The organism is Pseudarthrobacter sulfonivorans (assembly GCF_001484605.1).
Classification (GTDB): Bacteria; Actinomycetota; Actinomycetes; order Actinomycetales; family Micrococcaceae; genus Arthrobacter; species Arthrobacter sulfonivorans_A.
Map to the genome: position 1 here is coordinate 3,415,788 of NZ_CP013747.1, position 20,956 is coordinate 3,436,743.

17 protein-coding genes and 1 pseudogene are annotated in these 20,956 nt (G+C 57.9%); 9 read left to right on the top strand and 9 right to left on the bottom strand.

Going from position 1 to position 20,956, the window contains the following annotated elements; all coding sequences use genetic code 11:
* Positions 1 to 2: 2 nt before the first annotated feature.
* Positions 3 to 785, top strand: coding sequence for an enoyl-CoA hydratase/isomerase family protein (locus AU252_RS15445; RefSeq protein ID WP_058931485.1), 783 nt, complete (start codon positions 3 to 5; stop codon positions 783 to 785).
* 86 nt (positions 786 to 871) lie between these two features.
* A complete protein-coding gene (gene galU, locus AU252_RS15450; RefSeq protein WP_058931486.1) occupies positions 872 to 1,762 on the top strand; it encodes a UTP--glucose-1-phosphate uridylyltransferase GalU in 891 nt (296 codons plus the stop codon).
* A 22-nt stretch (positions 1,763 to 1,784) separates the two neighbouring features.
* Here the strand turns inward: galU and AU252_RS15455 are convergent, their stop codons facing one another.
* The 7 genes from AU252_RS15455 to gmd all read right to left on the bottom strand — a co-directional run bounded on the left by AU252_RS15455 (position 1,785) and on the right by gmd (position 10,059).
* Positions 1,785 to 2,183, bottom strand: coding sequence for a VanZ family protein (locus tag AU252_RS15455; protein WP_058931487.1), 399 nt, complete (start codon positions 2,181 to 2,183; stop codon positions 1,785 to 1,787).
* Positions 2,184 to 2,570: 387 nt separating this feature from the next.
* Entirely contained in the window at positions 2,571 to 3,182 is a 612-nt protein-coding gene (locus AU252_RS15460; RefSeq protein ID WP_058931488.1) for an LPXTG cell wall anchor domain-containing protein, read from the bottom strand.
* Between the two features lie 178 nt (positions 3,183 to 3,360).
* Positions 3,361 to 5,214 (bottom strand): DUF4012 domain-containing protein, encoded by a 1,854-nt coding sequence (locus AU252_RS15465; RefSeq protein WP_083510595.1) that lies wholly within the window; start codon positions 5,212 to 5,214, stop codon positions 3,361 to 3,363.
* A 2-nt stretch (positions 5,215 to 5,216) separates the two neighbouring features.
* Positions 5,217 to 6,530: a UDP-glucose dehydrogenase family protein gene (locus tag AU252_RS15470; RefSeq protein WP_058931489.1), complete on the bottom strand. Its 1,314-nt coding sequence runs from the start codon at positions 6,528 to 6,530 to the stop codon at positions 5,217 to 5,219.
* 62 nt (positions 6,531 to 6,592) lie between these two features.
* Positions 6,593 to 8,029 carry a sugar transferase gene (locus AU252_RS15475; protein WP_058931490.1) on the bottom strand — a complete coding sequence of 479 codons (1,437 nt, stop codon included), beginning with the start codon at positions 8,027 to 8,029 and terminating at the stop codon, positions 6,593 to 6,595.
* A gap of 27 nt (positions 8,030 to 8,056) precedes the next feature.
* Positions 8,057 to 9,031, bottom strand: coding sequence for a GDP-L-fucose synthase family protein (locus AU252_RS15480; RefSeq protein WP_058931491.1), 975 nt, complete (start codon positions 9,029 to 9,031; stop codon positions 8,057 to 8,059).
* On the bottom strand, positions 9,031 to 10,059 hold the full coding sequence (gene gmd, locus AU252_RS15485; protein WP_058931492.1) for a GDP-mannose 4,6-dehydratase: 1,029 nt from the start codon (positions 10,057 to 10,059) through the stop codon (positions 9,031 to 9,033). Before gmd ends, AU252_RS15480 begins: the two co-directional genes overlap by 1 nt.
* 436 nt (positions 10,060 to 10,495) lie before the next feature.
* Here gmd and AU252_RS15490 point away from each other — a divergent pair, with 436 nt between their 5' ends.
* The 5 genes from AU252_RS15490 to AU252_RS25035 all read left to right on the top strand — a co-directional run bounded on the left by AU252_RS15490 (position 10,496) and on the right by AU252_RS25035 (position 16,768).
* Positions 10,496 to 12,088: a polysaccharide biosynthesis tyrosine autokinase gene (locus AU252_RS15490; RefSeq protein WP_058931493.1), complete on the top strand. Its 1,593-nt coding sequence runs from the start codon at positions 10,496 to 10,498 to the stop codon at positions 12,086 to 12,088.
* 179 nt (positions 12,089 to 12,267) lie between these two features.
* Positions 12,268 to 12,903, top strand: a complete 636-nt coding sequence (locus AU252_RS23310; RefSeq protein ID WP_240484405.1) for a WecB/TagA/CpsF family glycosyltransferase — start codon at positions 12,268 to 12,270, stop codon at positions 12,901 to 12,903.
* A gap of 200 nt (positions 12,904 to 13,103) precedes the next feature.
* Complete coding sequence (locus AU252_RS23315) at positions 13,104 to 13,964, top strand: glycosyltransferase family 2 protein (protein WP_083510429.1); 861 nt, start codon at positions 13,104 to 13,106, stop codon at positions 13,962 to 13,964.
* On the top strand, positions 13,964 to 15,124 hold the full coding sequence (locus tag AU252_RS24900; RefSeq protein ID WP_083510430.1) for a glycosyltransferase: 1,161 nt from the start codon (positions 13,964 to 13,966) through the stop codon (positions 15,122 to 15,124). The genes AU252_RS23315 and AU252_RS24900 overlap by 1 nt, the downstream gene beginning before the upstream one ends.
* 156 nt (positions 15,125 to 15,280) lie before the next feature.
* On the top strand, positions 15,281 to 16,768 hold the full coding sequence (locus tag AU252_RS25035; RefSeq protein ID WP_430929448.1) for a lipopolysaccharide biosynthesis protein: 1,488 nt from the start codon (positions 15,281 to 15,283) through the stop codon (positions 16,766 to 16,768).
* 215 nt (positions 16,769 to 16,983) lie between these two features.
* Here the strand turns inward: AU252_RS25035 and AU252_RS15495 are convergent, their stop codons facing one another.
* Positions 16,984 to 18,108, bottom strand: a complete 1,125-nt coding sequence (locus tag AU252_RS15495) for a glycosyltransferase family 4 protein (protein ID WP_058931494.1) — start codon at positions 18,106 to 18,108, stop codon at positions 16,984 to 16,986.
* Between the two features lie 417 nt (positions 18,109 to 18,525).
* Between AU252_RS15495 and AU252_RS15500 the strand changes: the two are divergent.
* Positions 18,526 to 18,879, top strand: a pseudogene (locus tag AU252_RS15500) (helix-turn-helix domain-containing protein); the annotation flags it as partial.
* 278 nt (positions 18,880 to 19,157) lie between these two features.
* Complete coding sequence (locus AU252_RS15505; protein WP_058931496.1) at positions 19,158 to 20,387, top strand: glycosyltransferase family 4 protein; 1,230 nt, start codon at positions 19,158 to 19,160, stop codon at positions 20,385 to 20,387.
* A gap of 309 nt (positions 20,388 to 20,696) precedes the next feature.
* Here the strand turns inward: AU252_RS15505 and AU252_RS15510 are convergent, their stop codons facing one another.
* Entirely contained in the window at positions 20,697 to 20,951 is a 255-nt protein-coding gene (locus AU252_RS15510; protein ID WP_058931497.1) for a hypothetical protein, read from the bottom strand.
* Positions 20,952 to 20,956 lie beyond the last annotated feature (5 nt).

The following is a 20,956-nucleotide window of genomic DNA, read 5'->3' on the forward strand; positions in this document are numbered from 1 at the left end:
CATTGATCTCCCTCTCCATCGTCAACAATGTCGCCGAAGTGGTCCTGGACGCGCCCCACAAGCTGAACTCGCTCGACGAACAGGCGCTCACTGATTTAACACAGGCGTACGACGAGGCCGCTGCCGCCGCCTCGCGCGGTGAGGTGCGGGCGCTGCTGCTCAGGGGAGAGGGCCGCGCCTTCTGCGCGGGCCGTGACATTTCGGCCGTGACGCCGGAGACGGACGACGCCGAAGCGTACCTGGGCGGGCTGGTGCAGCCGCTGCTGCAGAAGATGAGCGCATTCCCGGCACCTACCTTCGCCGCGGCACATGGCGCCTGCCTGGGGGTGGGGCTGGGCCTGCTGCTGGCCACGGACGTGGTGTACGTGGCGGAGAACGCCAAGTTCGGCTCGCCGTTCGCCAAGCTGGGCGCCACACTGGATTCGGGCGGGCACTGGTACTTCACGGAGCGACTGGGCATGCACCGGACGTTGGACCTGATCTACACGGCAGAGCTCATGTCCGGGACGGAGGCCGTGGCGCAGGGGATGTTCAGCCGGGCGATGCCTGCGAATGAATTGTTGGCCAACACCCGGGAAATTGTGACGAAGGTTGCCGCCGGCGCCACGGGCGCGTTCACGGCGAGCAAGGAGCTGGTGGCACACATCCGCGACCAGCGGCTGGGGCTGTGGGACGCCATGGCCGAGGAAAACGCTGAGCAGGCCCGGCTCTGCAAAAGCGCGGACTATGCCGAAGGCTTCAGGGCGTTCCAAGAGAAGCGGGCGCCTGCCTTCGAAGGTCGGTGATTGCGCCCGCCCAAGCCGGTGATTGAGCTTGCCGAAATCAAATCACTCAATTGCGAGATTCCCCCAACGATTTGTAAGGTTCACCTATGACAATGGGGAAATCTATTACCAAAGCCGTCATTCCTGCTGCCGGCCTGGGGACTCGCTTCCTGCCCGCCACCAAGGCAATGCCGAAGGAAATGCTGCCGGTGGTTGACCGCCCGGCCATCCAGTACGTCGTCGAGGAAGCCGTCAAGGCCGGCCTCGACGACATTTTGATGATCACGGGGCGTAGCAAGCGCGCCCTTGAGGACCACTTTGACCGTGAACCCGGACTGGAGCGCGCGCTTGAGCTGAAGGGCGATCAGGGTCGCCTGGACCTGGTCCACGAAGCCTCTGATCTTGGTCCAATCCACTACGTCCGCCAAGGCGAAGCCAAGGGCCTGGGCCACGCGGTGCTGTGCGCCAGCCAGCACGTTGGCAACGAACCGTTCGCCGTCCTTCTGGGTGACGACCTCATTGATGAGGCCGAGACCCTCCTCACCACCATGATCGAGGTGCAGCAGAAGACCGGCGGTTCGGTTATCGCGCTCATCGAGGTGGACCCCTCAGAGATCAGTGCGTATGGCTGCGCTGACATTACGGCCATTGAGGGCGAGGACTTTGTCCGCGTCAACAGCCTGGTGGAGAAGCCAGCCGCGGACGAGGCGCCGTCCAACCTAGCCGTCATCGGCCGGTACGTGCTGCACCCGTCCGTCTTTGGCGTCCTGGAGAAAACGGAACCGGGCCGCGGCGGGGAGATTCAGCTGACGGATGCCCTGCAGACTCTCGCCGCCGGCGACGGAGAAGGATCTGGCGTGTATGGCGTGGTCTTCAAAGGCCGCCGCTACGATACCGGCGACAAGCTGAGCTACCTCAAGGCAGTCATCACGCTGGCTTCCGAGCGAGTGGAGTTCGGCGAGGACTTGAAGACGTGGCTGAAGGCTTTCGTTGGCTAACTCCTGATGCTTCTGTGACGCCCTACAGGCCCGCCGCTGACCAGCTGTGGGCCTGTAGGCGTCTAAGGGCCGCAGCGACCAGGAGAGCGCCAATTACGGCCCCTCCGGTGTTTGTGACAAGATCTGACGGGCTCGCGAACCGGTTGTGAAGAAACAGGAGCTGGCCCAGTTCGATGCAGCTGGAGACTATCAGCCCAAGAATCCCGATCTTCCACAGGTGTTTTTTCGGATACGCCAAGGCCGCAACTGCGCCGAACGGAATAAAGAGCGCTACATTGGCGGATGCTTCGACAAATTGGTAACTGAACCACGCAGGAATTCCGTGGGCGTGGAGGAATTCCAGGGCGCTGGAGAGCTCGCCCTGGACGGGTTGATCGACGGGGCTGGGCCAGAATGCGATCAACGCCAGCGGCACCAACATGCCTATCAGGACAGCACGCCAGAGCCTCGGGTTAGATGGGCCTTTCAACGGGCTCTCAGGTTGTTCTCAGCAGGGCCAGCGTGGCCATTCCCAGGGCGGCTACGGCCAGCACTACGAGAAGTATGTAGAGGAGCGCCTGAGGTCGTGGGAGGGGAACAGAGAAATCGAACTCCCATGGTGTTCTGCGCCAATGTCTCCCCATAGTTCTAATAAATACCACAGGGTCAGTGGTCGAGCCTGTTAGTTCGGCGCTTGATCCTGTCAGCTCGGTGGTTGAGCCTGTCTCGCCGGTGGTTGAGCCTGTCGAAACCATAAACGCAGAGGGTGGGTGGTTCTCCGGTTTCCCGGAGAACCACCCACCCTCGTTGGTGCTAGTGAGTGCTGCGGTTAGGCAGCAACCTCGTTCTTTGCGCGGCGGCGAACAACAACCACGGAGGCTGCGCCTGCAGCCAGTGCGCCTGCGCCCACCAGGGTCCACAGGATCAGGCCCGAGTCGGCGCCGGTGTTGGCAAGGCCGGCTCCGGTGTTTGCGAGCGGAGCGCCGCCCGTGTTGGACAGCGGTGCACCGTTGCTGGCGAAGCTCGGGTCCACAACAACCGTGATGGGGGCAGTCGAGTTACCCGAGATGTTACCCGTGGCGGTGATGAAGAAAGTGCCGGCGGTGTTGATGGTGATCGGCACGGAAAAGTTGCCCTGTGCGTCCGCCTGACCGGGGAAGGTCTGCGGCGCCTGGAAGACGGGGATCTTTGCCGATACTGAAGTGCCACCGATGGTGGCGCCGCTTGCTGCCGGCGGGTTGCCCGGGGTCACGGTGATGGTGAGGGATTCGCCAGCGAAGGGGCCGCGTCCGCGGAAGACGAACGTTTCGCCCGGGCCAACGGTGCCGTCAGACACGGCGGCCTGCGGCGGGATGGGCGGGTAGTTGGCGGCGATGGCCGGCGCGGTGCCGACGAGTGCGAGAGATCCTGCAAGTGCGAGTGCTGCGAGCGTTTTTTTCATTGTTGTCCCCCCGGAGACGTTTAAGTTTTTTCGTGTACCCGAATTGAGGAGGTTCCTCTCCGCACGAGACCTGTGCAGAAATCCCGGATATATATCCCATAGAGACGTTACCACCCGCATCGAGCAGCCAGCAATCTCAATCCAGTCGGTTTACATAGTGTTAACGCACCGTCCATACCTATTGCCCGCATGGCAGAATTTCTGTGGGCAAGATCACATCCTTGACAGCTTGGACAGTGGGTGTGACAACGACGTTGGGCTCGGTGTGTTGCACGATCTTGCCGAATGTGAATTCGACTGTCCGGCTTTCGCCTGGGGCGAGCTTGATAGCCAGAACGCCCACGGGCCTGTTGCTGTGGACGAATGGAGCGAAGTCAGTGCTCTGACCGTCGACCTTGGCAGTTTCTACGTTTGCTTGGACGGGACCGTACGCCACGATGTTGGTTTGAACTGATCCCGCGGGCACGCCGAAAGCCCCACCACCGGTGACGTAGGCCGGCAGCGACGTTGCGGCGTCGGCTGGTGCAGTGTTTGTGCTCGTAACGCGAACAGTTGTTTGCTCGTAACCGTCTCTGGAGCATTCCTTCACTAGTTGAACGGTTCGCTTCACGTGGTAATCCATCTTTGCGCCCGTGCCATCGTTGAAGTAGACACCGAATTGGGCTGGGGCAACGCTAGGTCCAGCAATGGATCCGCTAACGGTGTACTTGGCTATTACTGACTGTTCCGCCGCCAGTCCGGACCAGACGAGAACACGACCTTCATCGGTCCCGCGACTGAGCCCGGCGATTATGCCCGTGGCGTTCCCCCTACCTTCCGACAAGGCTGCAAAAATTTCCTGAGCAACACCGGCGAAGTAGACATCTTGGAGAGCGGGCTGCTCGATCTTTGCATATACGTCAGAGAGCAACGTCTGCACGACGTTCTTGCCGGTAAGCTCTGTGGGCAAGCCTACGGATGCGAGTGCCACGAGCTCCGGATGCGTGATTGTTACGGGACCGGTGGCATCCAAGATGTAGCCCAATGCCACCGGGTCGATGGAGATCACACCGTCAACACGCTGTCCGGTCTTTCTCTCCCACATGGCCTGAGCAGTGCTGGCGGCTGTTGGAAAGTCCGGCGTCAAGTTCACATCCTGCATAAACTTGCCCACGCGCCCGGAGTAGATCTGTTGCTGCTCCGGGTCCAACGGCACTATTGGCGCCATGACGCCGATGTCACTCGCGCTGCTCTGTGAGCCAAGTGACAGCGTGCCCTTGTCGAGGCTGAGAACGGCTAGCGCCCCAGGTATGCCGCCTGAGGACCGACTCTCGGCATTGTTTTGGATCATGAGGAGATAGTTGCGTGGGGTTTGCGAGCCGAGCATTCCAGGCGCGATGTTCGCGGCATTGGCGGCCGCGTCGAGAGCCCCGGTCGCGTTCTGCAACTGGTCCCTTGCACGAGTCAACGGGTCCGCTACTTGAGGTACCAGCTTGCCAATATCGATCTGATTTAGCCGATCCGCTGACAACCGGACGGCATTCGCTGCAGCCGAGACGCTTGGAGACGCTGCCTGGAGTGGACCGAGGTCAGTACCCGTGCCGCTGGGAAGAAGTGCCTGCCAATCGAGGGTGCTGTAAACCTTCACTAGCGGTTCGAGACCTAGGCTGGTCACGTCATCCGCCGAGCGTGCAACCTCGGACACAGCGCTGAAGTTGGAGCCGAGGCCGGGCAAGCTCGATGCTAACTTCCAGATTGGGTCGTTGGCAGCTTCGTTCGCTGCTGTGGTGTGAGCGCGAAGTTGTTTGACTGTAGCAGCCGCGTCGCCGGGGTTGTCACCAGTAATTGCCTCCTTCAGCGGCTGGATTAGAAGAGTTGCCGCGTTGAGTTCGGAGTCTATCGCGGACGCTTTGCTTGCCAACCAAGCCGCTCCCGTAACTGTGATGAGCAACAAGACGCCCACGGCCACCAGAGGCAGCAGCAGAGGTCGGCGGTTGTGCCTCTGGCGAGACCTTGGAGGATTCCGAGTGCTGGAACCGACGTTTTCCGTCATCGTCAGGGTCTCCCTAGGCCGCGGTAGGTCCACCCGGCCGCACGCCATTTATCGGCGTCCAGGACGTTTCGGCCATCAAGAACGCGAGGCAGTGCGACCGACCTCGCTAACGCGTAGGGATCTAGGTCTCGGTATTCCTGCCATTCAGTTAGTAACAACAAAGCATCCGCGTTCTGGACGGCTGTCGCCGCATCGGTTTCGTAGTGGAGTTCCGGGAACCTGCGCGCGGCGTTTGCCAGCGCTTTCGGGTCCGTCACTGTCACCACAGCACCTTGCAATTGGAGCTGCGCGGCAATGCTGAGCGCCGGCGAGTCACGAACGTCATCGCTTTCAGGCTTAAATGCGGCGCCCAATACCGTGATCCGTTTGCCAAGCAAGGAGCCATCGCACAAGTCGCGGGCAAGCTCTACTACACGAGTTCGGCGACGCATGTTGATGGCGTCTACCTCGCGAAGAAACGTCAGCGCCTGATCGGCGCCGAGCTCTCCGGCGCGGGCCATGAATGCACGGATGTCCTTCGGTAAGCACCCTCCGCCGAAGCCAATTCCCGCATTGAGGAATTTCCGACCAATCCGATCATCCATGCCGATAGCGTCAGCGAGTTGGGTAACGTCTGCTCCGGCCGCTTCGCATACTTCAGCCATGGCGTTGATGAAAGAAATTTTGGTGGCCAAGAACGAATTTGCCGCAGCCTTCACGAGTTCCGCGGTCGGGTGGTCGGTGACGAGTCGGGGAGTGCCCGCTGCGCGCGGAGCCGCGTAAACGTCATCCAGAACGGCAACGGCAGGATGGTCCTCAGAACCGTCGAAAACCCCATAAACGAATCGGTCGGGGTGGAGAGTATCCGCAACGGCATGGCCTTCACGAAGGAATTCTGGATTCCAAACCAAGTGCGCATCGGGTTGTTCTGCGCGGAGAAGGCCCGCCAGACGTGAGGCCGTTCCCACAGGTACTGTCGACTTTCCTACCACGACGTCACCTGGAGAAAGATAGGGAAGAAGTCCTGTTGCGGCGGCATCCACGTACGTCAGATCAGCACCGTTTTCTCCCTTTTTCTGAGGCGTGCCGACACAAATGAAATGCACAGCGCTTCCCGCAGCGGCCGAGAGCTCGCTGGTGAACGATAGCCGTCCCGTTTCCTGAACCTCCCGCAGGAGGTCATCAAGTCCCGGTTCGTAAAAGGGTGCACGTGCTGCGGACAGTTCTTCGATTTTCCGCGCGTCCACATCGATGCCGACCACCTCGTGGCCCAACTTCGCCATGCACGCCGCGTGAACAGCTCCCAGATACCCGCAGCCGATTACCGATATGCGCATTGTGATGATTCCTTCCCCAAGGGGTCAGTTGTCCGCGTCGCGTCGAAACGAGCTCAGCGAGATTAGTAGGCGCCAGTGCTGCGAAAGACAGCACGGACTGTTCGGAGGATGATTACGAGGTCGCCGGCTAGCGACCAGTTTTCTACGTAGTACAGGTCCAGTCGGACAGAGTCCTGCCACGACAGATTGGAGCGGCCACTAACCTGCCACAGCCCCGTGAGCCCGGGCTTGACCAGCAGACGACGACGAACGTCGCTTTCATATGCTTCGACTTCCCGGGGAAGAGGAGGGCGAGGGCCAACAAGACTCATTGATCCACTGAGGACGTTTAGCAGCTGCGGCAATTCGTCGACGCTGAATCGCCGCAGGAAGCCGCCAATGCGCGTCACTCGTGGGTCATTCTTCATCTTAAATAGCGGGCCACTGCCTTCGTTCTTCCGTGCTAATTCTGCAAGGCGGGCTTCGGCGTCGATCACCATAGAGCGGAACTTGAGCATATAGAAATGGTTCCCTTCCATTCCTACTCGTTCCTGACGGAAAAAGACCGGACCCGCGCTATCCATCCTTATCAGGGCGACTACGAGGAGCATTGCGGGTGATGCCAGCAAGAGCAGAAGGCCCGCTGCAAAGAGGTCAAAAAGCCGTTTGGCGACACGTTGGCCTGCTTCAAGCGTCGGCGTCGTGACATGGATCAGAGGTAAACCTGCGACCTGCTGTGTATGAATCCGAGGCCCAGCAATGTCCGTGAGCGCTGGTGCCATTATCAGCCCGATATTCCGAGCAGCCAGTTCCCAGCCCAACTGTCTGAGCGTCTGAGGATGCAATTGAACGCCTGCGGAGACGGCTACGGCATCGGCCCCGCAGGCATCTAAAGCGGCGACTATGGAACGTGTGTCGGGTTTGTGCCCCATAATCGCAAGTCCCGAATTTGGTTCGACTCCATGGTCGCTTTCGGTCCCAGGCATGTAAACGCCGACGGGAAGGTAGCCGGCATGCTTTGCGCTTTTCAATGAGGATGCCAGGTGCGCGACAGCACCGGGTCCGCCCACCAAGAGAAGACGGGACATGCTGTAGCCCTGTCCGCGCTTGATGCTGAGGTGTTGCCTGATGAGCCATCGACCAAGCAGGAGTCCAAGTAGCCCGACGGGAAGCGCTAAACCAACGTATCCGCGTGCTGTGTCAATCCTGAATACGTAGGAAACAATTGCAATAATGCCAAACAGCCAAAGAGACGCCGCTGCTACGCGTTTATATTCGTCCGGTCCGGACCCGAGGATACGGCTCTGACGACTATTCCAAGCGCCCAGCATCAACCACCACGCGGCAGCGAGGACCACCGAAAACCATACGTACGGGATGTCCTGGCCCGCAGAACTAAATTCTGGGTCAAGTCCGAACCGTATCAGGAACGCACCCACGACAGCCCAAACGACGACGAAGGCGTCAACTATCCGTAAGCGCCGCGAAGAACGCCTGCGCCAATTGGCGTCCTCACTCACCGAGCATCCCCCATTCCCAAAAGCTGCTTAGCTGCGAACGGAGAGTGAATTTTCTCTGAACCATTCGACTGTTCTGCGAATTCCCTCTTCAAGTCCGATCGACGCAGACCAGCCGGCATCGGCCAATTTGGAGACATCGAGTAGCTTCCTGGGCGTGCCATCAGGCTTGGTGGTGTCCCACGCGATTTCGCCTGTGTAGCCGACCGCTGATGCAACCATCGAGGCAAGCTCACGAATGGTGACGTCGCTTCCAGTGCCCACGTTGACCTGTGACGGGCCGTCGTAGTTTTCCAGAAGGTGAAGGCAGGCTGACGCCATGTCGTCCACGTGCAGGAACTCCCGCCGCGGTGATCCTGTTCCCCAGTTAGTCACGACCTGGGTCCCTGACTTTGCAGCCTCGTCGTAGCGCCTTATCAAAGCAGGCAAGACATGGGAACCCGTGGGCGAGAAGTTGTCTCCAGGTCCGTACAGGTTAGTCGGCATGGCCGAGATCCATGGAAGGCCGTACTGCCGGCGAATAGCTTGGATCTGCATGATTCCTGCAATCTTGGCAATTGCATAGGCGTCGTTAGTTGGCTCCAGGTGGCCGGTGAGCAGTGAGTCTTCGCGTATGGGCTGTTCAGCGAATTTCGGATAGATGCAGGAGGATCCCAAGAAGAGGAGTCTCTCAACTCCATGTTCCCTTGCAGCGTCGAGGACGTTGACTTGAATGCGGAGGTTGTCACTGAGGAAATCAACCGGATAAGTATTGTTGGCGAGGATTCCACCAACCTTGGCAGCAGCAAGAACCACGTAGCGCGGCTTCGACTCAGCAAAGAACGCGAATACGGCGTCGCGATCCTTCAGGTCGAGCTCCGATGATGTCTTGCCAACAAGATTAGTGAAGCCCTCGGTTTCCAAGTTTCGCCAGATCGCGGAGCCCACCAGACCGCGGTGGCCCGCCACATAGAATTTTGACGACCTGTCCAGCGCAGTTGGTTCGAATACACCGTCCTCAGACACTAGTTCTTCCAACTTTCGAGCTCGACCGTGTCGATCCAGTGATTCCCAGCATGCTTAAGGGCTTCGATGTCAGCGTCGACCATGATTCTGGCCAGTTCAGGTGTATGAACCGAGGCCTTCCAGCCGAGCTTCTCCTGGGCTTTCGATGCGTCTCCGACAAGAGCGTCAACTTCCGTGGGACGAAGGTAGCGTTCGTCAAAGCGGACATGGTTTTCCCAATTTAGGCCAGCGTGTTCAAATGAAATTTGGAGGAAATCGCGAACCGTGTAGTTGCCCCCCGTCGCTAGGACAAAGTCATCGGGCTCGTCTGCCTGAAGCATGCGCCACATCCCTTCGACGTATTCCGCAGCGTAACCCCAGTCGCGCACGGCGTCGAGATTTCCCATGTACAGCAGGTCCTGCTTGCCCGCCTTGATGGCCGCCACAGCGCGCGTAATCTTACGCGTCACAAATGTTTCGCCTCGACGAGGTGATTCGTGGTTGAAGAGGATTCCATTGACTGCAAACATCCCGTATGCCTCACGGTAGTTCTTGGTGATCCAGTAGCTGTAGACCTTTGCCGCTCCGTAGGGCGAACGGGGATAGAACGGCGTTTCCTCATTCTGCGGCGGTGGTGTCGCACCAAACATCTCCGAAGACGAGGCTTGGTAGAACTTCGTGTTGATGCCGGACATTCGCACTGCTTCCAGCAGCCGAATAGTACCAACGCCCGTGGTGTCAGCGGTGTGTTCAGGCTCATCAAATGAGACACGTACGTGAGACTGGGCTGCCAGGTTGTAGACCTCGTCAGGATTTATCTCCGCCAGTAGCGTCACCAACCGGGCGCCGTCACTCAGGTCTCCATAGTGAAGGAAAAGCTTGGCTTTCGGATCGTGCGGGTCTACGTAAAGGTGATCGACCCGCGCCGTGTTGAAAGTCGAAGCCCGGCGAATGAGTCCATGAACTTCGTAGCCCTTGTTCAGCAAAAGCTCGGCAAGGTAAGAGCCATCCTGGCCTGTGATACCGGTAATTAGTGCGCGTTTTGTCATGATGCCCCCACAATGCAAGTGATACTGCGCCCACGGGCGCTTGATGGCTCGGCTGAATACCGACCTCATCATAGTGGGCAGCCGCGCAAGCCGCTAAACACACCGTTATGCTACGGGGCGCGATCGCTCAGCGGAGTTAGTTGTGAAGCGGCCGTGGGCTCACCATGGGCGTCCACGACAGGATTTATCCCATGAAATCCGGCTCCGCGCTAGTGGAAGCCGGCAGCGTGGGGTGCAGAGAAGGACTGCGCAGCCGCAAGGTCACGTCTTGGCGTCCGGCCTCACTCCTCTAAATTTTCATGTCGGCGGCTTGCTTAGTCAGCGGGGCTTGCCCGAAGGCTGACTGGTAAGGGCTGCTCTGCCTACCCAAGTATGGCGATTTACAACGGCGGCCTGAGCCCCCCCGACGGGGCGGCTATAATTACCGAGACGACGAATGTTGCCGTTCTTGAGCATGCCGGTGGGGGCAACGCCAGAAACTTACAGGGGGACTCCGGTTTTGGATTTACGCGACTACCTGCGCATTTTGCGCCGCAACTGGATATTAGTAGTTGCCGCAACGCTGGCTGGTCTCCTCGTCGGAGGGGTGTTTTCGGTTCTAGCCAAACCCATTTACAAAGCCGATACAGAGCTCTTTGTAGCTACTCATAGTTCGGGGTCAGTCCAAGAACTCCTGCAGGGTAACACTTTTACTCAGGCACGAGTTCAATCTTATGTGAAGACGGTTGGGTCGCCCCTGGTGCTTCAACCGGCTATCGATTCCCTTGGGCTCGAGACGACCCCCGCCCAATTATCAAGGGTAGTGACGGCGAGCAGTGACCTTGATACGGTCCTGATCAACATTACTGTTGAGGACGGTTCGCCGGTTCGGGCAGCAGCAACGGCGGAGGCGGTAGCTACCAGCCTGATTCGCGCGGTCGATTCCCTTGAGCGGCCAAAGACGGGGGGAACATCCCCTGTGAGTCTTTCAATCATCAAACCGGCAGTCGCGCCAGATGCGCCTTCCAGTCCGAATACGCGTCTAAATTTGCTCCTCGGCCTGGTAGTTGGGCTGGCGTTGGGTATCGGCCTCTCCGTTCTGAGGACACTTACGGATACCCGTATCAGGGGCGAAGCCGATATGCGCAACATAACGGATGCTCCACTATTGGGCGGCATTTCCTTTGACGCTGAGGCGACCAAAAAGCCTCTCCTAACACAGGTTGCACCTCAGAGCCCAAGAGCAGAATCGTTCCGCCAACTACGCACGAACCTTCAATTCGCTAATGTGTCGGGGCACGCGAAAACCGTCCTAATTACATCGTCCTTGCCTGGCGAGGGAAAAAGCACCACTGCTACAAACCTGGCGATAGCCCTGGCTCAGGCGGGTGAATCCGTTTGTCTGATCGATGCAGATCTTCGTCGGCCTATGGTGGGTGACTACATGGGTATCGACGCGAGCGCAGGTCTCACCACCGCACTTGTAGGTCTTGCCGATGTAGACGATCTGTTGCAGCCGTGGGGCGATGACAATCTGTTTATCCTAGCCTCTGGTCAGATTCCGCCAAATCCCAGTGAGCTTCTGGGATCGACCGAGATGAAGCAACTCATTATGAGGCTGGAACAAGCATTCGACACGATCATCATCGATGCGCCGCCGCTGCTGCCGGTAACGGATGCAGCAGTACTTTCGCAACACGTAGGCGGTGTGGTGCTTGTAGTTGGAACACAGAAGCTCAAGCACCAAGATTTGGTCAAGTCAATTGCGGCTCTGCAACTGGTTGGATCCAATCTATTGGGAGTTGTTCTCAATAGGCTTCCGCCGAAGGGGCCTGACGCGTATTCTTACTCCTACGGCGGTCATGACGCAACATTGTCGAATGATGAGACTCCATTGGCGGCCGATGGGACTAGCCGCCGTCGGGCTAGGGGCAACCAGAATGGTGGGTGGAAGGTACATGGGGCAGCGTCAGCTGGCTCTGAGGTGCTACAAGATGACGGTCCTAGACCGGCGACCAAGTATCCGGCCGGCCGATTGTCCAAGAGATGAATCAGCGCCGTATCCCCGAACCGCAGGAAACTGACATGAACCAAACATCGGGTGGGGCCACACGGCTTCGCACCAAACACTCTCTTGGGACTATCGACGTAGTTTCGACAAGCCCAAGAGAAGCGGCCTCGGAGCTGTGTTGTATGGCACTCCAAGGAACGCCCAGACACGTGCACTTGGTGAACGCCTACACTGTTGCATTGGCCAGCCAATCCGAGGTCTATCGTGAGTGCCTCCAGCAGCCCGCAGTAAATCTTCCTGACGGTAAACCGCTAACATGGGCTTCACAGCTTTTCGGGCAGAACCCCGTTATTCGGCAGATACGCGGTCCGCAATTATTTCTTGACACGTTTGACGTTGGTCAGTCTGCTGGTATCAAGCACTTTCTTTTGGGGTCTACTGAAGAAGTGCTTTTAAAGCTGCGTAATAACCTGCTGAAACAGTTTCCTGACGCACAAATTGCTGGTATGGAGAGTCCTCCATTTCGACAGCTTACCGCTAAGGAATACGCGGCTCAAGACGACAGGATTGTCAGGTCTGGTGCCCACATTGTTTGGGTCGGATTAGGGACGCCCAAGCAGGATTTTGAGGCTCGCCGCCTGGTTGAAGCAACAGGACTACTTGCAGTGGCGGTGGGTGCAGCATTTGATTTCGCTGCTGGCACGGTTCGAGAGGCGCCTGCATGGGTGCGAAATGCTGGGTTTGAGTGGCTGTTCCGCTTGCTTAGCGAGCCACGAAGACTCTGGCGGCGCTACGTATTCGGAAACGTGACGTTTATCAGAACTGTTATCAGCGAGCGGTACGCACGTCGGTAAACCAAGGGAGATTCTCTGCGCGAGCCAGCGTATCAAGTGCACACGATAGCTCCAATTCTATGTGGTCTGGTTTCGCTAATGAAGGCATTGGGCGGGCGAGGGCAACCACAGTCAGGCAACCTAAGCCTGCCCTTCATTGAATATTGTAATTTGGTATTTCTAGTCTTAATTTAGGTGCAAATGTGAATCTATATATCATTATGGCCTGCCATAACAGACGAGAGTCTACGCTTCAGTGCATTCAGAGCGCTCACGATGCAGCTAAAAAGGCTGACGTGGGGATGCGGATAACTCTCTATGATGATGGCAGTCACGATTCGACGGCGGAATCCGTTTCCGCGCGGTTTCCAGACACGGAGATACTGACCGGAACTGGGTCAGAATATTGGGCCAAGAGTATGGCAATCGCCGAGGCCTCGGTTCTCAACGCCATTCGGCGGGATAACAAAGAGAATCCCTATGTTGCGTGGATAAACGACGACGTCGTTCTTGATCTGGATGCCTTCGAGCGACTACACGACCTGTCTCTGAAATATCCTGGCCAGATCTTGGTGGGTCCAATGCGAGATCCGCTTTCGTCCGCAGTGACGTACTCCGGCCTAAGAAGAAGTGGACTCCATCCTCTAAGTTTTGAGGTGTGCCCGATGTCGTCCATTCCCGAGTCAGTGGAGATCTTTAACGGGAACCTAGTCTTGGTGCCTGCATTCGCTGCTGAATCGATCGGCGGCATCGATGGTGCATACTCGCATGCTTTGGCTGACATTGATTATGGCTTCCGGGCCAAATCGAAATCTATTGGTGCAAAACTGGCGCCCGGTTCCCTCGGAACGTGTGCGCGGAATCCTATCCCTCCTTGGCGTTCCATAGCGACGGAATGGAAGCACTTCGTGGGGCCGAAGGGGGCTGGCAATCCGAAGTCCATGATGAAAATCCTCCGACTGGCAGCCCCCCGAAGCTGGGTAGCCTACTACCTGGCCAGCTATGGACTCTGGTGGGCGCGCCGCCTTCGCGAGGGCTTCCTTAGAGTTTCTCCATCTCGTCGTTCTAAGCGGCCGGCGTAGTGAAGATTGCCGTACTTGGTCCCTGTCGGCCATCGGAATTTATTGGAGATATCGAGTCGTCTCGTGCGGGCCTGCCGGAGGGGCTCGGTGGTACGCCGATCAATGATCTTGTACGCGGACTTCTGGACTTGGGCCACCATGTTCACCTGATAAGTGCGTCTCCGGATGTGACCTCTGTCTGGCGGGGAGAGGGGCCCCAATTTTCCATTTCTGTTGTTCCTTTCAGGAATCGGGCGAAAGAGCGTGCCCTCGATCTGTTCCGCAAGGAGAGGAATCTGATGGCACGTGAGCTCGCATCCAGTGACGCCGAAGTGGTAAGCGCACACTGGTCATATGAGTTTGGTTGGGTGGGTGTTACTTCTCGAAAACCATGCGTTCTCAGTGTCCACGATGCACCTCTGACGATTCTCCGGAACCTTCCGGATGCTTACCGTCTTATTAGAACGCTTATGGCTTACCGGGTTCGACTGTCTGCCTCCTGTGTTACCGCGGTATCACCGTATCTTGCCAAGACATGGCGGCGGCAGATGCTGTTCCCAAAGGCCATTAGAGTAATACCGAACATGACGCCTCCGTTGCCGATTGCCGACCCTCAGCCGAGACGAATGCCAGTAATCCTTGACATTGCTGATGGTAGTTCGTTGAAGAACGTGCGGCGACTTATCGAGGCCTTTGGCATTTTCAACCGGGATGTGCACGGATATGAGTTGCGACTCGTCGGTCCAGGTTTGGGGGAAGATGACGAGATGGCGAGGTGGGCTGCGGCCCGGAATTTGTCCGAAGGGGTTCGTTTTTTTGGCAAGCAATCTCGTTCTCAAATAGCTCGTCATTTAGCCGAAGCCTCCTTATTCTGTCATCCCTCTCTGGAGGAGAGCCAACCGATGTGCCTTTTAGAGGCGATGGCGGCGGGCGTGCCTATTATAGGCGGTTACCGCGCGGGCGGAGTGCCGTGGACCTTGGATGGCGGCAAGGCAGGACTCCTTGTTGATGTTTCCCGTCCAGAGGTGATTGCTTCTGCGCTTCGCGATCTTCACGAGAACACCCCTCTCGCTGATCGTCTAGTCGAGCATGGACGGCGCTTGGTCACGGACAGACATAGCAAACAGAACGTGACTACGGCCTACTTGGAAGAGCTTCGTCGAGCATCGCTATTTGACTGATGGCTATTTGAAGCGGCTATGATGCCGTTTTTCGTATAGTTGGGGGCGTCTTGGCAGATCGAAATACCGTCGAGCCATCCAACAATGCGTTCATAAACGAAGCCCAACTGATCGCTGCAGAAAGATTGAGATGAAACTAGCGTCAAGGGCCGTAAAGTGAGCCGATTTCGAAGTGTCTCCCGGGGTTTGTCGTGGGCGTTGACAGCTCAGATGATTATGAGCGCTGGTCAATTGGTCTATGCAGCCTTGACTGCGAGGCTTTTTACGCCTACTGAATTTGGCGGCTTTGCGGCGGCTCTAAGCCTTATGGGCCTACTCGCCCTTCTCACGACAACAGGGTTGCCGTCGTTCGTATTGAAGGAATCTGAGCTCGGAGGCCGTGCCGTCCTAACCATTCGTCTGTGCGGCCTCCTGGGAGGAATTTTATCGGCCGTCGTCTTTGTGGTCCTGGTTCCAGGTTGGCTCTTGATACTGCGCGCCCCAGAAGGTCACATGTACATTGCTCTGCTCGCTGTGGGCCAAGCCATAGGACCCTCTGCGTCTATCGAGTCGGCGCTACTTCGCCGTGAACTGCAGCCAAAGAAGGACGCGCTTGCACTACTTATAAGCTTCATGTTGGCTAGCGGGTGCGGGGCCCTCTTGGCTTTACATACTAAACAAAGCTGGACATTGGCAGTCGTGGTTGCCTTGCAGTTACTCCTGCTGGCGTTTCTTTCTAGGTTATTTCAATCCCACAAACGCGTTCAGGGGAGCCCAATATTATATCGCACCGTAATGGGATTCACGCGGAAAATAACAGCTCAAAATACCGGTTTTTTTCTACTACAGCGAGTGCCTGAGTGGATCGTGAGTGCTTTATTGGGTTCTAGCGCCTTGGGTCAATTTACCAGGGGAGCCTCCTTGGCCCAGATGCCAGCTACTGCGCTTAGTGCTGCACTAAATCGTGCCATGCAACCATACTGGCGTCTTGTTACCCGGCCACACGTTGCGGATAGAGCCATGAATGACGCTGCCACTCTTTCAGCGGGATTTGCCTTCCCGATTTTCGGTATTGTTGCCGTGAATGCCGGGGCGCTTGTGGATCTGTGGCTGGGGGATGGTTGGGAACAAGCTGGGGCCCTAGCTACTCTTCTAACGATTGGTGCTGGACTCACCGTACCGTTCGGTGGCTTGGCCAGCGGTCAGGAAATGCGCGGCAATTTTAGGCACGTACGACGTGCGCAGTGGTCTATGGCAGGTTCCCTGGTTATACCGCTTTTTCTGTTGTTTACAACCCATGCGATTTGGTGGGCCGCCGCGGCCGTTACTATCTCTTCTTTTGTTGGCCTGTTCGTCATGGCGATATCGTCGGCCACCTCGCATAGCGGGCTCAGAGTAAGGATGAGGAGTCGCCTCGTACGGCGGCTGGCATCACTTGCACTGTGGTCTGCTGGATTATCCGTCGTTGGGTTGCTCGCGGGACTCGAGGCGGCCAGGCTCGTTTCACCAGCGGGTCGACTTACAGAGGCTGCAGTGCAGATTAGCGTTGCCGGGACTGTATCCGCATTTGCCTGGCTGTTGACATTCCGCTGGCACGAGACAAATCGCGTTCTTAGTCGCCGAGGCGTGCGGCTCCCAGCCTTTGTTGGGGGACGCCCTGCTTGAGGGGGTGCAACTCCGGTTCTTCGGGCGAAGAGCCGAGAACGCTGGCGGGACAGGGAAGTTTCATCCGCTGGCGCCGTGTCTGCAGTAGGTGCGAGAGGGGGCATAGGTGGTCGGTTTGAGGGCCCTTGAGCCCGGGCGGAGGTCCTGTTCATTTGACTCGCCATCTTGCGCCTCCCGAACCTAGGCTCGGCTTGTCGAACGGCTAAATGTGGGTTCTAATCCAGTGACGCCAGCGCCATTTGAATCCCCTTAAAGAATCTAGAGACCATGGCATCGATTGAATACTCCGCCCTTGAATCGCGGCAAGATTCCTGCATGGCAGCCAATCTTCCTTTATCCTGCAACAAGGCCACCAAAGCATCCGCGTACGCTTCCTCGTTGTCGGTGGTGACAAGACATGTTTGCCCGTCAACCAGATATTCAAACTCGGGTCCGTGCCATGGCCACGTCGTCGTGACGATTGGTCGTGCTGCAGCGAAACTATCGACGGCGACCAAGCCAACTCGACCGGGCATGGAAATGACCTCTGAGGACGCTATAGCAATTGCCTTTTCTTTGCCGAATCGTGGTCCCAAGTACCTTAACCAAGGTTCCTCATTGGCCAGACACTCAACGTAGTCCTTTTGAGGTCCGCTTCCGATTACAATCAGGCGAAACTCTGCATCTTTCTCATAGGCATGTCTCCCGGCTTTGAAAAGAAAGGGCAAACGTTTCGACTCGTCTAGGCCTCCTATGAAGACAGCTGTCGAACTGGTCAACTGGTATCTTCTGCGGAACTCTGCTATTTCTTCTTTCGAGATTTCGAGCAGTTGCTCCTGGAGCTCGTTTGTGTCGATGGAGTTCCTAACGACAGTGGTTTGTTCCGCGGGGAAGCCGGCCCCGACTACAGCCGCACGAGAACCCTCCGTGTAGGCAAAGAACCAATCTGCTGCGTTTGTAAGCCGCGTCAACAGGGTGCGACTGAACCAGGAGGGGCTCAGAACGAAGTCTTTCCCGTGGCCCCAAAGACAGACTTTTTGGCTGCGCCAAGGCCTAAGTAGGAGCCGATAGGCATCTAGGTTGCGCCTTGCCTGCTCCATGATGATCAAATCAGCGGACTGAATGACAGGGCGCGTGTCCCGGATAACAATCCTACGTTTACCTAAGCGAAATTCGCGTTGACGAATCGGGGATATAAAGCCCGCGGCAACGCCGTCTTGTCGTTTGTTTTGTTTATTGTTTGGTTGTCCGGCAGCAACCTTAATCTGAATAGAATTGGCCGCACCCAGGGCAATCAGACCTTCAAAGAATGGAACCCTGTATTGGGGAACGTACTCTTGGAGAATTACGACAGTCTGCATATTCGAAGCCCTTTGATTCGTTTTGAGTATCGCCCTCCATCTCGAGACGGCGGTCGACAATACCGGCACATCCGAACATGCCGGTGGTGGGAAGAGGAAAAATATCAGAATGCCACGCCAGCGCCAACTAGCCGACAACTCCCGATCCTATTGGTACTGTTGCAGCAACCGTTGCGAAGTTGGTGCGCTTTAGTCCCCTTGCCTGAACGATTCTATCGTGAGTGCATGCTGGCTCCCAGGTGCGAGGGCCGTAGCCTTGTCGGTGACGGTCGAAAACTGAGCCATTGTGACGGCTTGGCGTCCAGTAGTCGTTGCAAAACCCGAGCTTTTAGGAGTTGCAATTGGGAGAGATGAAAAGACCAAGAAAGTCCCGGGGCACCCTTCCAAGAACGCTGCCGGGCTCACAATGATCAGCTGATGAAACAGGGAATGGGCAATTCAGAACCCTGTCGGATCGTAGGGATCAGCCGTAGCTCGGGCACTCGCTGGCGGCACGGCCACGAAGTCGTCCTCAAGTCCGGCGACATCAAGAAGTACCCTCCGATTTCCCACCAGCGGCCAGCGGTAATCTCAGCCCGGTTTTTCTCCGAGTCGGAACGCATAACCATCGCGGACCTGTTGCACGCCGGTCACAGTATCCGTGCGATTGCTATGGAGCTCGGGCGAAGTCGGTGGACCGTGAGCAGGGAGATCCGCCGCAACTACCGTCCCCGGACTGCCCAGCGCAGCGCCGAGCGCAGAAGCAGCCGTCAGCGCACCGGGAAGCTCGCTGGCTGAAACAGCCCTGCATGAGTGGCATGATCTGCGACACCTGCGTTGCATCATCTGCCGCAACAGGATGCCATGACTGGTTGTTCCGGTCAGGTCTAGGTTTACTCAGCCAGTAGTTGAGTTGCACCTGCTGATCGGTGGTTGGCCTCCGAGGCCGCCGTCTGATCGGTGGTTGTTGTAGAAGTGTAGCCGTGGCTGCAGCGCTTGTGTTCGGGCCTGGTTGAGCTGACGGGCCTGGGGCGCACTTGGCCGGCGTTATGTAGTCATTGGCGCCTCCAGTGGTCAGCGTTTTCATGGGCCAGTACGAAGACCCTATGATTGGGGGCATGGGGACGACTAGCGCTGCAGATGATGACCGGAACAACTCTTACCGCGTGGCTGTCGTCCACAGCTTCTACTCTTCCGGAGTGCCGAGTGGGGAGAATGTAGTTGTCCAACAGCAGGCGGACGCACTCCGACGAGCTGGTTACTCAGTCGAGGTTTTCGCTCAGCGCACGGACGACAGGGAGCGAAGTAGGCTCTACCCATTAGAGGCGGCACTGACTGCTGCCACAGGTAGGGGTCCGAGTCCGCAACGCCTAAGTGATTTCAACCCCGACATCATTCATGTGCACAACCTGTTCCCGAATTATGGGAAGCAGTGGCTCGTAGAATCGGTCGCGCCAGTCATCTCGTCTCTGCACAACTACAGGCCGATGTGCGCCGCTGGCACGTTTTACCGTGACGGCAAGGTCTGCACTGACTGCCCCGATAGCAAGTCTTCCCTGCCCGCAGTTCAGCATGGCTGCTACAGGGGTCGGATAGCGTCCGTTCCAGTCGCGCTAGGGCAGAAGTTCGAGCGCGATCCATTCCTGGCTGAGGCGTCCGCGATTGTGGCTCTCAGCGGTCAGATGAGTTCGACCTATGCGTCCTACGGCGTACCCCCCGAGAGGCTGCACGTGCTTCCGCACTTCCTGCCCGACGCGCTGGATGGCGGCGCTGGGTCTGGCGGCGATTACTGGCTCTACGGAGGCCGCCTTTCCCACGAGAAGGGCATCCTGCCTCTTGTCCAAGAGTGGCCGTCAGAGCGTCCCCTCCTGATCGCGGGACAAGGCGAACTTGAAGCTGAAGTTACCGCTGCCTCTAAGGGTAAGAACGTCAGGATGCTCGGTGCTGTTATGCGTGACCATCTGATGGACCTCATGCGGGGCGCTGTGGGCGTCGTCTTCCCGTCGCGGTGCTTGGAGGGCTTCGGGCTCGTATACATGGAAGCCCTCGCCGCAGGTACGCCGGTTCTTGCCTGGGAGCCTTCTGTTGTGGCGTCCTTCATTAGGGAGGATAGTACGGGTGCCGTGGTCAGTGGGGCGCTTGCCGGTGCCCTTGAGGCAGCCGACACATCGTTTCCGTCGATGCGTTCTCACTGCCGGGATGTGTTCGAGCGTAGATACCGCGAAACGCCTTGGGTGGAAGGGATTCGCGGTATCTACGACACTGCCTACGGACTAAAGCACTCGGGCTCCCCGTCGTAGTCACTGAGGACATGTAGCAATTGGGAACACCGCTGGCAGCTGTTACGTCTTAGGTGCTGCCCGGCACCGCGTCTACCTCGGCGACGCACGGCGGCTGGCGTTCTGCTCCATGCCGCGGGCGGGGCTTTGCGGATAAGCAGCTCGTTACTTTCCTCGGTGAGGTGTCCGAGCCGGCCGGAGGCGGGGACGTGCGTTTCCGGACCCTCATTCCCGGGGTGCGTTGCCGAGTGTTCAATTTGTCCGGGTTGTGCCGCTGACCGAGGGCGGCGCTGAAGCTGCTTTTCGCTGTCTGCGGGCTGGTGCCGGTGGCTACCCCTGCTGGGTGCGGATCGTCCGCCCACTCCTGCGCTGGATGCTGCGACCGGTGCCGCCGCGGGTTTGACGATTACCGTCCGTGCGCCGGGACTGCGGCCGCACCCCCGGCGGCGTCGCCGGGCGGCGCCGCCGAGTACAGGCTATACCCAACCAGATGATCGAGTCGTTCTCGCTGTTCGCCCTCCCGACGTTGGCAACGATGAAGCCGAGTGCGATGAGTGTGGTTGAGACGATCATGACATCAATCATGCCCC